Source organism: Sphingobacteriales bacterium (assembly GCA_016699615.1).
Classification (GTDB): Bacteria; Bacteroidota; Bacteroidia; order Chitinophagales; family JADIYW01; genus JADJSS01.
The window spans coordinates 1,907,758-1,921,243 of record CP064984.1 but is presented as its reverse complement, the minus strand read 5'-3'; the positions used below and the strand labels follow the sequence as shown (position 1 = coordinate 1,921,243).

General features: G+C 30.7%; 15 protein-coding genes and 1 tRNA gene. 4 read left to right on the top strand and 12 right to left on the bottom strand.

The window, feature by feature from the left end; all coding sequences use genetic code 11:
• Positions 1-11: 11 nt before the first annotated feature.
• The 7 genes from IPK18_09145 to IPK18_09115 all read right to left on the bottom strand — a co-directional run bounded on the left by IPK18_09145 (position 12) and on the right by IPK18_09115 (position 5,388).
• Positions 12-1,271, bottom strand: a complete 1,260-nt coding sequence (locus IPK18_09145; protein QQR97055.1) for a citrate synthase — start codon at positions 1,269-1,271, stop codon at positions 12-14.
• 79 nt (positions 1,272-1,350) lie between these two features.
• Entirely contained in the window at positions 1,351-2,217 is an 867-nt protein-coding gene (locus IPK18_09140; protein ID QQR97054.1) for a substrate-binding domain-containing protein, read from the bottom strand.
• Complete coding sequence (locus tag IPK18_09135; GenBank protein ID QQR97053.1) at positions 2,204-2,407, bottom strand: hypothetical protein; 204 nt, start codon at positions 2,405-2,407, stop codon at positions 2,204-2,206. The genes IPK18_09140 and IPK18_09135 overlap by 14 nt, the downstream gene beginning before the upstream one ends.
• 64 nt (positions 2,408-2,471) lie before the next feature.
• The gene (locus IPK18_09130) at positions 2,472-3,308 is read right to left on the bottom strand and encodes a TonB family protein (protein QQR97052.1); all 837 of its coding nucleotides are present in this window, start codon (positions 3,306-3,308) and stop codon (positions 2,472-2,474) included.
• A 35-nt stretch (positions 3,309-3,343) separates the two neighbouring features.
• The gene (locus tag IPK18_09125; protein ID QQR97051.1) at positions 3,344-3,916 is read right to left on the bottom strand and encodes a biopolymer transporter ExbD; all 573 of its coding nucleotides are present in this window, start codon (positions 3,914-3,916) and stop codon (positions 3,344-3,346) included.
• 22 nt (positions 3,917-3,938) lie between these two features.
• A complete protein-coding gene (locus IPK18_09120; GenBank protein ID QQR97050.1) occupies positions 3,939-4,580 on the bottom strand; it encodes a biopolymer transporter ExbD in 642 nt (213 codons plus the stop codon).
• Between the two features lie 25 nt (positions 4,581-4,605).
• Positions 4,606-5,388, bottom strand: coding sequence for a MotA/TolQ/ExbB proton channel family protein (locus IPK18_09115; GenBank protein QQR97049.1), 783 nt, complete (start codon positions 5,386-5,388; stop codon positions 4,606-4,608).
• A gap of 153 nt (positions 5,389-5,541) precedes the next feature.
• Between IPK18_09115 and IPK18_09110 the strand changes: the two genes are divergently transcribed.
• On the top strand, positions 5,542-6,201 hold the full coding sequence (locus tag IPK18_09110) for a thioesterase (GenBank protein ID QQR97048.1): 660 nt from the start codon (positions 5,542-5,544) through the stop codon (positions 6,199-6,201).
• Between the two features lie 251 nt (positions 6,202-6,452).
• Here IPK18_09110 and IPK18_09105 read toward each other — a convergent pair whose 3' ends face one another.
• Positions 6,453-6,680 carry a hypothetical protein gene (locus tag IPK18_09105; GenBank protein ID QQR97047.1) on the bottom strand — a complete coding sequence of 76 codons (228 nt, stop codon included), beginning with the start codon at positions 6,678-6,680 and terminating at the stop codon, positions 6,453-6,455.
• Between the two features lie 166 nt (positions 6,681-6,846).
• Here IPK18_09105 and IPK18_09100 point away from each other — a divergent pair, with 166 nt between their 5' ends.
• The 3 genes from IPK18_09100 (at position 6,847) to IPK18_09090 (ending at position 9,748) form a co-directional block, all read left to right on the top strand.
• Complete coding sequence (locus IPK18_09100) at positions 6,847-9,051, top strand: TonB-dependent receptor (protein QQR97046.1); 2,205 nt, start codon at positions 6,847-6,849, stop codon at positions 9,049-9,051.
• Positions 9,052-9,199: 148 nt separating this feature from the next.
• The gene (locus IPK18_09095) at positions 9,200-9,388 is read left to right on the top strand and encodes a hypothetical protein (protein ID QQR97045.1); all 189 of its coding nucleotides are present in this window, start codon (positions 9,200-9,202) and stop codon (positions 9,386-9,388) included.
• A 21-nt stretch (positions 9,389-9,409) separates the two neighbouring features.
• A complete protein-coding gene (locus IPK18_09090; protein ID QQR97044.1) occupies positions 9,410-9,748 on the top strand; it encodes a heavy-metal-associated domain-containing protein in 339 nt (112 codons plus the stop codon).
• Positions 9,749-9,831: 83 nt separating this feature from the next.
• Here the strand turns inward: IPK18_09090 and clpX are convergent, their stop codons facing one another.
• The 4 genes from clpX to IPK18_09070 form a co-directional block, all read right to left on the bottom strand.
• Positions 9,832-11,076, bottom strand: coding sequence for an ATP-dependent Clp protease ATP-binding subunit ClpX (gene clpX / locus IPK18_09085; GenBank protein QQR97043.1), 1,245 nt, complete (start codon positions 11,074-11,076; stop codon positions 9,832-9,834).
• 76 nt (positions 11,077-11,152) lie between these two features.
• Positions 11,153-11,827: an ATP-dependent Clp endopeptidase proteolytic subunit ClpP gene (gene clpP, locus IPK18_09080; GenBank protein ID QQR97042.1), complete on the bottom strand. Its 675-nt coding sequence runs from the start codon at positions 11,825-11,827 to the stop codon at positions 11,153-11,155.
• A gap of 7 nt (positions 11,828-11,834) precedes the next feature.
• Positions 11,835-13,208 carry a trigger factor gene (gene tig, locus IPK18_09075; GenBank protein QQR97041.1) on the bottom strand — a complete coding sequence of 458 codons (1,374 nt, stop codon included), beginning with the start codon at positions 13,206-13,208 and terminating at the stop codon, positions 11,835-11,837.
• A gap of 70 nt (positions 13,209-13,278) precedes the next feature.
• A tRNA-Leu gene (locus IPK18_09070) sits at positions 13,279-13,361 on the bottom strand.
• Between the last annotated feature and the right edge of the window lie 125 nt (positions 13,362-13,486).

The window sequence follows — 13,486 nt, the reverse complement described above, 5'->3', positions numbered from 1 at the left end:
GTTAGTACAAATTACCTTTCTTCAATATTAGGATACGTTCTAAGCACAGCACCTGTATAGATTTGTCTTGGTCTACCTATTGGTTCTTTATTTTCTTTCATTTCTTTCCATTGTGACACCCAACCTGGTAATCTACCTAATGCAAATAATGTTGTAAAAATATCTGTTGGGAAACCAATTGCTTGATATATTATTCCAGAATAGAAATCTACATTTGGATATAAATTTCTTTTTACGAAATACTCATCAGTCAATGCAGCTTGTTCTAATTCTCTTGCTATTGTTAATTTTTTATCTACAATATTCAAATCTTTTAAAACATCATCTGCTGCTTTTTTAATAATTTTTGCTCTTGGATCAAAGTTTTTATACACTCTATGTCCAAAGCCCATTAATCTAAATCCAGATTCTTTGTCTTTAGCCATATCCACAAATTTCTGTGTAGAGCCACCATCCTTTTCAATAGCTTCAAGTTGCTCTAATACTGCTTGATTTGCGCCACCATGTAATGGTCCCCAAAGTGCTGCAATGCCACCACTTACTGATGCATAGATATTTGCATTTGATGAACCTACCATACGCACAGTTGATGTAGAACAATTTTGTTCATGATCAGCGTGTAATATTAATAATTTATCCATAGCATCTACAACTGCTGCAGAAGGCATTGTGCCAAAAGCCATGTTTAAGAAATTCTCAACATATCCTAAAGATTTATCATTGTTAACAAAATCTTTTCCTTGCGAATTTCTCATTACCATTGCAACAATGACTGGGAATTTAGCTAAGATATTAATTAAGTTTTCATTTGTAGTTTTTGCAGCATCTTTTCCAAATACACCAGATAGTGCTATTGTTGCTGCTGCTAACTGTGCCATTGGATGTGTGCCTTTTGGCATAGCTTTTATTATATTTCCTATTTCTTCTGGTATGTCAGAATTCTTTTTCAATTCTTCTTCAAAAGATTTTAATTGAGCTGCTGTTGGTAATTCTCCATACAATAATAAATATGTTACTTCAACAAAGTTTGATTTTTCTGCTAGTTCTGAAATATCGTAGCCTCTGTATCTTAAAATACCTTCTTCTCCATCAAGAAATGTAATTTTACTAGTAGTTGCGCCTGTATTCTTGTATCCAAAATCCAGTGTTACAAAGCCTGTATCTTGTCTTAAATTACTAATATCAATTGCTGGCTCATTTTCTGTACCAACTATTACTGGACAAATTGTTTCTTTGCCACCGATGTTCAATGTGATTTTTTCTTCTGACATAATGATTCAATTACTTTTGATAAAAATACAACAATTCTTGAAAAAATGAGTTAAGATATTATTACAATCTGATATATTTTTATGGCTCAACTTGAAAATTTCTATCAATCATATTAATTTCTATTGATGGAATTTTGGCTGGCACTATTCCATGGTGTAAAATTAATTTTGATGCTCTTGATTTGAAAAGAAATCTTGAAAACAATTTCTGCTTAGATGTCATGCTTTGTGTAGAAATTATAGTAAGTTGTCGCATAAATGGATAAGAACTTTGAAATATTGCTTCTTGGTTGAGTTCAAATACATCTTGCCCTGATTTTACTTTTAATAATTTATATTGATTGTAAAAATCATTAGTTTCTCTAATATTTTTATTTGAAATATTACTAAACTGCACAAACCCAATTGCTTGATTTGTTACAATGAATGATTGCATATCTTTAAAATTCTGAATTAAATTGGCAGCTACTTTCTGGATAGTATCTGGCATAACAACTTTTGCAATTCCTGATTTACTATTATCAAAAACCATCTGATAGGTAGTATATTTTGAAGTATTAAATATAGAATCTTGATTGTTCTTATTTGTAAAAACAGCAATGGCATCATATGCAAATGTAAATTGAGATGATTCTGAGGCTTTGTGTTGGTTGGCATAAGCTACTTCATTCTCAGACAGTCTTCTGCTCAGAATAATATTATCTGTTTTATTATCAAAATAGTCTTGTAATATTTCATCTTCATATTTGTACACAAATTTTATTTGAATATTTGGATAGATATTTTCAAAAACTGGAATAAACTGATCTAATAATACAGCAAGATTTGTGTCAGCATATATTTTAAGTTCGCCTTCTAAATTTTCATCTTTCTTCTTTTGCTTACATGATGCAACAAGCATTGCAAACATCATAAAATACAAAATCGTTCCTTTAATATTCTTCATTTTTAAATTTTATTGCTCTATACAATCTAAACAAACCATATGCGATTATTAACACAGAAAATATTATTTTTGTTTTAGTAGGTAATCCAAAGAGATTTATTTTAAAAAACATCAATATTAATCCTAAAATCACATAGGCAACTCCAATTGACATTCTTAGGATTTGACCTGATTGTTTTAAAAAATCCATATTCATAAATGTAATAAAAAAGTCCAACACAATGGTTGGACTAAAATCTTAAAAATTATTATTATTATTGTAATTTGAATGTAACTGGCAAAGTATAATATACTTTTGCTGGCATACCATTTTGCAGTCCAGGACTCCATTTTGGCATAGCTTTTATTACTCTCAATGCTTCTTCGGCACATCCTCCACCAACTGGATCTTTTACAATTGTTGGATTTTTTATTGCACCATCAGTATCCACATAAAAGTTTACAATTACTTTTCCTTCTAAGCCATTTTCTCTTGCTAAAGATGGATAATTAATATTTTTACTTAAATACTTCATCAACTCAGCTGGACCTCCAGGAAAAGACGGCATCACCTCTGCTCTTGTTAAGATTACAGGTTCTTTTGGTTTCTCTGGTTGTGGCTGCGGTTGCTCAGGACCTTTTCCACCTTCCTCTTTTGGTATAATTATACTTGCTTTCGCTTCCTTATCGCCTTCTATCGTTTTAGTAGAAATTTGAGTTTCCTTAATTTCTTCTTGCTTAGTTACTTTTTGCTCGTTCACTTCCTCATCTTTCTTAGCAATAAGCTCAACTAATTTTATAGTTGGACGAACTGGTGGCGGTGGTGGTGGTGGTGGCGGCGGCGGTGGAGCTTCTTCAACTGGTGGTGGAGCTTCAATCTCTACATCAGTCATTTCCAACAACACTTCTTTATCTTTTTTCTTTCCAATATTTTTAAATACTTTCAATTGAGAAGCACCTACAAATAATAGAAAAACAACAGACGTAACAGCAAACGCTCTTAGTGTGTTCTTGTTTACTAATTGACGCAGAACATAGGCACCATAATCTTTGTTGTGTCCTTCAAAGACCATGTCATCCCATGTTGCGTTATTAAATTTTTGATTATCCATACTTAATATAACGTATAAATTAAAAAATTATTTTATTATGGTGCAAAAGTTTTAACAGTTCCACCATTGTCTATTGCTTCTTGTTCAATAGAAGCGATATCTTGTATTGAATATATTTTTGTTTTAGTTATATCCATTTCATCCAAAATATCTACTAAATTCTTATAATTAGCCTCTTTGGTAGTTTTGATTAAGACTATAGTTTGTGTATCACCATCTTCATCTTTTCCAAATTTTTTATCAACTAATTTTTGTTTATCAAGTATTACTTGTCTTACTCCTTTTTCACCTGGACTATAGTCAGCTACTTTTAGACCTACAACTGTAGTTCCTTCATAGTGCCATACTTTGTTGTCCTTATCTAAGATTAAGTTCAATACTTTTGATTCTTTAACTGGCTCAGGCTTTACAGTTGGGTCTTTTTTTGGCATGTTCAAATCCATAGCCACTGATTTGCTCAACTGTGTAGTAAGCATAAAGAACGAAATCAACAAGAATGCCAAATCCACCATTGGTGTTAAATCTACTCTGGTTGATAGTTTTTTACTGCGGACACCGCCTTTATGTTTGCCGTGTCCTCCGCCGGACGAAGTATCTATATCTGCCATTGTCTATTATTTTTTTATGTGATTAATCTCTTGTTCCTTCTAATGTTGTGATTAGATTGTAAGAATACACATCATTCTCACGGAATATTTCGATTAATCGTTTTACACCATCTATATTTGTTTCTCCATCTCCTTTTATTGCTATTGGAGCTTTTTCCATATTATCTTGTTCTACATATACATATCTAACAGCCATTATCCAGTCTGCTAATTGATTGTTAGTAGAATCTGTTGGAATACCTTCTAATGCACCACCTTGTCTTAGTTCCATTAGGCGATCAGCTTTCATACCAATTGTATTTGGTAGCTTTTGCATAGGAACACCAATTATTTCTAAGTCTTTAAATTGTTTTTTTTGTGCAAGAGAAATTGGAATATTTGCGTACTTATCTGCTTTTATTTCTAATAGTTTATTTAATATCAATTCTCTTTTTTCAGGTTTTGATATATTCATAAATACTTTTCCTTCGCTATCTATTAAAAAAGTAACCAAATCATCTTTTACTTCTTTTGAAGCTCTTGAAGTTGGTTGAGCAATTTTTATAATTTCTGCAGGAACAAACTTTGCAGTTAAGATAAAGAAAGATAATAAAAGAAATGCCACATCGCACATGGCTGTCATGTCCACGTGAGTACTTTTTCTAGGAATTTTTACTTTTGGCATAATTTATTTTATGTAATTAAAGATATTATTTTCTAGATGCAAATGTTTGAGCAATAGTATAGCCCATTTCATCAATTGCATATGTCAATTTATCAATCATATTTGTACATAAGTTGTATGATACAATTGCAATTGCTGATGTAATGATACCAATTGCTGTATTGATTAAGGCTTCTGAGATACCTACTGCTAATGCTTCTGGATCTGCACCACCAGCACCTGCTAATGCTGCGAATGATTTAATCATACCTAATACTGTACCAAATAATGCTAATAATGTACCTACTGAAGCAATAGTTGCTAATATCCACATATTTTTTTCTAATGCAGGTAATTCTAAACTTGTAGTTTCTTCAATTTCTTGTTGAATAGCTAATACTTTTTTCTCACCTTCTAATTCTGTGTTTTTTGACATTTCAGCATATTTGTGTAAACCTGCTTGTACTACATTTGCTACTGAACCTTTTTGTTTGTCACACTCAGAGATTGCACCATTGATGTCTCCGCTTGATAATTTTGATTTTACTACTCTTAAGAAGTTCTCAATAGAACCTGTTCCTTTTGCTTTGCTGATTGTTAATAATCTTTCGATTGTGAAGATAAAAGATACTAAGAATGTACCTAATAAGAATGGCACTACCCATCCACCTTTGTAAATTAATCCCATAAAATTTGTAGGATGTCCTTTATCATCTAATTGTTTGCTAAATACAAAATAAAAAATTAAGTTACTAATTACCATTGCAATTAGAACAACTATCCCCGCTGATAGTCCTGCTGATTTTTTTGTTGTTTGTGCCTGAGCCATAATTATCAATTTTAGTTTAAGTTGATGTTGATTTTATTTTATTAGGTTGTAAATATATAGTAATTTTTTTTTTGTAGGTAATATTTTTTCTAAAAAAAACAAAATCACTATTTTCCATTATAACGTATTATATTTGATTTTTATTTTAGAATTATGACTATTTTTTTATTTCATCATGCTGGTGGTGATAAATATGCTTTCCAAAGCATTGAAAAACAACTACAAAATAGATACCAAGTTATTGTTTATGAATTGCCTGGCAGGAATTATAGATTACATGAACCACTTGAAAATAATATTGCTGTAATTATTGAAGACACATATAATACACTAAAAGAACACCTAGAAAACAATCATGAATTTGTGTTTATTGGTCTAAGTATGGGTGCATTGATAGCATTTTTATTGGCACAAAAACTACAAAAAGAAGGCAAACCAGTACCCAAACATATCTTCTTGGCATCTAGAAAAAGTATAGAACAGTATGAATATAATGAACCAGTGTCGCAAAAAAGTAGTGCTGAATTTTGGGATGCTGTAAAATATTTTGGTGCAAATATTGATGGATTACTACAACATCAAGAACTGAAAGATTATTATGAACCCATTATCAGAAATGATTTTCATTGTTTAGAAAAGTTCAACCGAAACTACCACTCATATACATTACCAAAATTAGATATTCCAATTTCTGTGCTTTATGGAATGGAAGACAAAAGTATAGATGAAAAAGGTGCTTACTCGTGGCAACAGTATTGCAATAAAACTATTGATGTAAAATCTTTTAATGGTGGACATTTTTTTCTTGTATGATAGTCATAGTGCTTGGATGTATATTTTAAAAGATACTTTGAAGATTTTGAAATACAAATAAAAAACTCACCCTACAAGAGCTATTGTCTATTTTAATATCTTTTATTTTTTTTTAACGCTTATAAAACATACTTTATTAATTTTTTATATAATTTTGTATGGTAATTACACATGAAAGTATATCAGAAGATATCGACATTATTCATTGCGCTTGTATTCTTATTTACGACTTCAGGGTTAGTATCTATAAGTCATATTTGCTTGAGCAAAGCATTTGAAGCAAATAGTTGTTCTTCATGTACATCTACCGAAAATAATTGTTGTAGCCAAGAAGAAAGTAGCTCATCTAAATGTTGCACTACTTTATTTTCATACAACAAACTTAATATTGATGGTTTTACTGAAAAGAGTATTAAAATAAACAATAATACCCATTCAGAAATTCTTATACCAATTATTTCATTTATTAATAATGGCATTTATTATAATAAAACAAACAATAGTTTCTCTATAAATAAGCTTCAACAGCTTCATTTGCATCAGCAATTGCAATTAAAACCAACAGACTTACAAATATTTAGATGTTAGCTAATTGACTTAGTTTTTCAAAACAACAATCAATTAATTATCACTTAAATATTAAATATGAAAAGTAAAATCTCAGTTTTATTTGCCCTAATTTGTATAAATGTATACACACAAGCAAATGAAACATCAACAATAAAAATTAATGTACGCAGCAGCAAAGACCATGAGCCATTAATTGGTGCAAACATCTATTGGCAAAACACAAATATTGGAGTTATTTCTGATTTTAATGGCGAAGGCGAATTAGATAAAAGCTCAGTAAAATTGCCAGCATTTCTAATTGTTACATACGTAGGTTATGTACAAGACAGTATAAAAATTGGCGAAAAAGACACTTCTGTAATGATTCATCTAAAAGAAGAAAATGTATTAAGTGGTGTAGAAATAAAAACGAAAAAACTTAGCAATTATGTATCTACATTGGAAACAATGAAGATGGAGAAAATAACCTATACTGAATTTAAAAAAGCAGCATGTTGTAATTTATCTGAGAGCTTCCAAACAAATGCTTCCATAGATGTTGGCTACACAGATGCAGTAAGTGGTGCTAAAGAAATAAAACTATTAGGATTAAGTGGCTTGTATGTTCAAAATTTGATTGAAGGCATACCATTCATGCGTCGTTATAGTTATGCATTTGCATTAGACCAAATGCCATCACCTTGGATTCAATCAATTTCTATTTCAAAAGGTATTCCATCAGTAAAAAATAGTTATGAAGGCATACCTGGTTCATTATCATTAGAACTAAAAAACGCATTTAATCAACCCAATAAAATATATTTTGATTTATTTGGGAATAGTGATGGACGAATAGAAGCAAACTTACTTATACATCATAAAATAAAAGAACATCTGGCTACATCTTTAGCATTTAATGGTGCATTTAGACCATTGATGATGGATAGAAATGATGATGGTTTCTTAGATATGCCTAAAATAAAACAATACAATTTTATGCAACAATGGGATTTGCATCGCCCAGACAAAAACGTAGAAGGAAAATACTTTATAAAAGTAATGAGCGAAAACAGAATATCTGGACAAAACGATGTGAATTGGAAAGATAATGATCCAAATGTTTATGCTGTTAAAATAAATACTAAACGTGCTGAAGCATTTGCCAAAACAGGTTTTATGCTCAAAAAGAATGATGCAAGTATTGGCACACAGTTTTCTGGTGTTTATCATCATGAAGATGCACTATTTGGCAACACAGATTATAAAGCACAGCAAGGCACATTTACTGGAAATATATTATATCAAACAAATATAAAAAGTGAAGCACATTTATTCGTAACTGGTGGTGGCATTATATTAGACTTTCTTAAAGAAACATATAATACAAATACCAATCAATACAAACAGATTATTCCAGGTTTATTTGCAGAATATACATTTAAACACAAAGATAGAATTACTATTATTGGTGGCATGCGTTTAGACTATCCAACATTTGCAAAAATACAAGCTAATCCAAGAGTACATGCACGATTTGTACTAGACAAAAAATCAAATACTGTTTTACGTGTTGCAGCAGGAAGAGGTTTTAGAATACCAAATGCTTTGAACGAAAATCAATCATTAATGGCAAGTTCTAGAACACTCACTATTAGAGAAAAATTAGATTTAGAAAATGCTTGGAACTACGGAATCTCTTTACAACAAAAATTCAAACTTTTAAATAAAGATCAAAGTCTTTCAATAGATGTTTTTAGAACAGATTTCCAAAACCAAACAATTGTAGATATTGATAATGCTGATGGAATTGCAACATTTTATAATCTTGATGGAAAATCTAATGCGACAAGTGTATTAACTGAATTAAACTTAGAATTATTAAAAAACTTTACATTAAAAATGGCATATAAATGGGAAAATGTACGTATTACTTATCATCAAACTACGTTACAAAAACCATTGCAAATTATGCACAGAGGCTTATTTGTTGCAAGCTATACTATTCCAAATCAGAAATTACAATTTGATGTAATAATTCCTGTATTTGGTAAAAGTAGGCTACCGAATAGCTTTGCAGGCGATGCTGGCAATCGTTATACACAAAAATATGCTTTACTAAATCTACAAATGTTGGCTATGTTTAAGAAAGCAGAATTTTTTATTGGTTGCGAAAACGTAACTAACTTCAAACAAAAAAATCCAATAATTGGTACACCTACTGGCACTAATTTTGATACTTACCAAGTATGGGCACCTATTTCAGGATATTCGCTATACAGCGGTTTTAGAATATTTATGTAACTTTATTTATCATATTATTAATCAACTAAAAAAAACAAAAAATGAAATCTTTAAAATTTTTATCAATCGTATTATTAATTGTAATTGCAATATTTACAACTACAGTAGCATGTAAAGGAAAATGTGACAAAGGTGACAAAGGTGACAAATGTTGCAAAAAGAAATGAAAGAAGGCGAATGTGACAAAGGTGACAAATGCTGCAAAAAAGGAATGAAAGAAGGTGATGGACATTGCGACAAAGACAAAGAACACAAATCTTGTTGCAAAAAAGACAGTACAGCTAATACAACTAATGCAACAGCAGACAGCACAGAAACTCATTCTCACGATCATTAATCACTAAAAAAAAATTAAAAAATGAAAACATTATCATTAATATTTCTAATGCTATTTGGATTAAATATCTCAATAGCGAAAGACAGCCTTGCTGAAGCTACAATAAAAGTAAGTGGCAATTGCGAAATGTGTAAGAAAACCATAGAGCTAGCTGCTTGGCAAAAAGGTGTAAAAACTGCACAATGGAATAAAGAAACAAAGACATTATTTGTCAAATATTCTCCTAGCAAAATAACTCTAGAACAGATTGAAACAAATGTTGCAAAATCTGGCTATGATACTGAACATGTAAAAGCTAGTGATACTACTTATGGAAATCTACACCAATGTTGTCAATATCCAAGAGAAAGCGAAAAATAATTTCTATTTGGATTGACATACATAAACAAAAGACCGCAAGAATTACTTGCGGTCTTTTTTAGTTTAGATATATCTTATTTTTGTTATGCTACTTTAAGTTTTGAGAATGTAGACTTATTAATTTTAGTTTCGACATATGCTTTATTTAATGTAAATGTTTTTACATCTTTTTCAGAAGGCAAATCGTACATGGCTTCTGTAAATACGATTTCGCAAATAGTACGCAAACCACGTGCACCCAATTTGTACTCTAATGCTTTATCTACAATAAGTTCAATAGCTTCATCTTCAATGATTAATTCAATATCTTCTAACTCAAAAAGTTTTTTATATTGTTTAATTAATGCATTTTTTGGTTCTAATAAAATAGATTTCAACGCAGCTCTATCCAATGGATTTAAGTGTACCAATACTGGCAATCTTCCTAATAATTCTGGTATTAGTCCAAATGTTTTAATATCTTGATGATTGACGTATTGTAAATAATTTTGTTCTGCTTGGCTTATGCTTTCATGCTCATCTGCATTTTTAAAACCAATAGATGATGTATTAGAACGTTTGGCAATTATTTTATCTATACCATCAAAAGAACCACCACAGATAAATAATATATTTCTGGTATCTACTTTTATTAGTTTTTGCTCAGGATGTTTTCTTCCGCCGTGTGGTGGCACCAATACTTCTGTACCTTCCAATAATTTTAACAATGCTTGTTGTACACCTTCGCCACCTACATCTCTTGTAATTGATGGATTATCGCTTTTGCGTGTAATTTTGTCAATTTCATCAATATATACAATTCCACGTTCTGCTTGTTCTACGTTAAAATCGCAGTTTTGCAATAATCTTGATAATATACTTTCAACATCTTCGCCTACATAGCCAGCTTCTGTAAATGTGGTTGCATCTACGATTGCAAATGGTACATTAAGTTGTTTTGCTATTGTTTTCGCTATTAGTGTTTTTCCTGTACCTGTTTGTCCTACTAATAAGATATTAGATTTTTCAACTTCTACATCATCATTAGTTTTTTTCTGGTTCAATCTTTTGTAGTGATTATATACAGCAACGGCAATTACCTTTTTAGCTTCTTCTTGTCCAATGATATAACTATCTAAAGATGATTTTAAATCTTTTGGTTTGCTTACTAAAAATGGCTTTATTGTTTTGTTTTGTATAGCCAATTCTTCTATTGCAATATTATTTGCCAATTCTGCACAATTATCACAGATATATGCATTCAATCCTGCAATTAAAATTTTCACCTCACTTTTTGGTTTCCCACAAAAGCTGCAATTGGATCCAGTATCTTTTTGTTGTTTTGACATATTAGAATAGATGTGTATAAAAATAATATAGTTGCACGTTACATGCAACTATATCAAACATAGATTTTTTGTTGTACTATTTTTTTCTTATTAATACTTCGTCAATCATACCATATTCTTTGGCTTCATCTGCAATCATCCAATAATCTCTATCGCTATCTTTCTCTACTTTATCAAATGGTTGTCCTGAATGCTCAGATATGATGTTGTATAATTCTTTTTTAAGAATTGTAATTTGTTTGTATGTGATTTCAATTTCTGATGCTTGACCTTGTGCGCCGCCCATTGGTTGATGAATCATTACTCTTGAGTGCTTTAGCGCAGAACGCTTTCCTTTTGCACCAGCACACAATAATACTGCTGCCATAGATGCTGCCATACCTGTACAAACAGTTGCTACATCTGGCTGAATGTATTGCATAGTATCGTAAATTCCTAATCCAGCATAAACACTTCCACCTGGTGAATTGATGTAAATTTGTACATCACGTGTTTTGTCTGTTGATTGAAGAAATAATAATTGAGCCATGATGATGTTTGAAACGTAATCATCGATTGCTGTGCCCATAAAGATAATTCTGTCCATCATTAATCTGGAAAAAACATCTAATGCTGCTACATTCATTGGTCTTTCTTCAATGATGTTTGGTGTAAGGTTGGTGATATTAGTATCAATAAATTGATCTACATATACACTTGATAAGCCATGATGCTGTGTGGCATACTTTCTAAATTCATTACCTAAATTCATATTTTAGTTATTTTGATTGATTAATAAAATCTTCAAATGTAATTACTTCATCTGTAATTTTCACTTGAGATAATAAATAATCAAACAATTTTTGTTCCAATGCAGAATCATATGACTTTCTGACATGCTCATCTTTTTTAAGCATATTATCATTAAGCATGTCTAAGGTTTTGTCATCTATGCCAGATGGTCCAGCATACATTCCAAATTGTTTGCGGATTTGCTCTTTTGAATGTGCTTTTACTTCATCAAACTCAATTTTGATGTCGTTATCTTTAGCTATTTTTGCTGTAATTAAGTTCCATTTTAGTCCTTTTTCAAAACCTGGAAATTCTGTATCTATCTGCTCATCGCTGATAGGCTTCTCATTACTTGCTTTGATAAATTTCTTTAAAAATGCTTCAGGTAGTTGTATTGTCGTTGTGTCAATAAGGTTTTTGTAGACACTATCTTTCAAACCATTTTGCTGTGTTTGCTCTACATAACCAACTATCTCTTGTTTTATCTTATTTCTAAACTCTTCTTCTGATGCGACAACACCTTCGCCATAAACTTTATCAAATAATGCTTGTCCTATTTCTGCTTTTTTGATCCTAGAAATTTTAGTTATAGTTACTTCGTAATTGTCAGTAATATCATCATGATTATGATTTCCTTCGTTTTTCACACCAAGTATATGATGAATAATTTGCTCTCTATCTCTATCTAATAATTTAAAAATATCAGCTTTAAAACTACTACCAACTTTCATTTTAGCTAGTTTTTTTCTAATAGTTTTGTCCACAATCATATCTTCATTGATGACAGTTGTATTTTGCAGACCATTTTCTTTGATATTATCGCCATCTAACTCGTTAATATCAATTGTCAGAATATCTTTATCTTGTACTGTTGCATCTTCTGGTGTTTCTGCATCGCCATATCTTTGAGCAATATCATTAATTTCTTTGTCTACAGTTTCTTCAGATACTTCAATCTTTTTGTTTGTAATATTGATTGATTTTAAATCAGGCAATGAAAAATCTGGAGCTAGTCCAATTTCAAAGTCAAAAGTTACATCACTTGGATTGTAGATATCAATTTGAACTTCATTGTTTTTTTCAGTTGGCAATGGTTGTCCTAGAATATCTAGTTTTTCTTCAGTTATATATTTGTTTAATGCTTGGCTAGTTGTTTTATTAATTTCTTCAAATAGAATAGCATTACCATACATTTTTTTAATAAGATTGATAGGAACATGCCCTACTCTGAATCCTTTTAGTGTAGCTTTTTTTCTATAATCTTGTAGTGCCTTATCAACTGCTGGTAGATAATCTTCTTTACTAATTTCTACTTGTAAAATTGCATTTACTTCGTCTGTGTTTTTTTTGGTAATGTTCATTATATTGAATTGTCTTAAAAATTTAAAATGTTGAATAATAGACATCTATCTACCATTCAACATTTTGATTTGGTACGGGTGGAGGGACTCGAACCCCCATGGTTGCCCGCTAGATCCTAAGTCTAGTGCGTCTACCAATTTCGCCACACCCGCTTTTGAAGTGCAAAGATACAACTCATTTTTTGATATTTATATTAATTTTTCATTTTTTTGGTAGCATGTTTGTTATCTAATGCTTACATAAAATATTATTTACCAAAGTCCTTTTTCTTATCTTT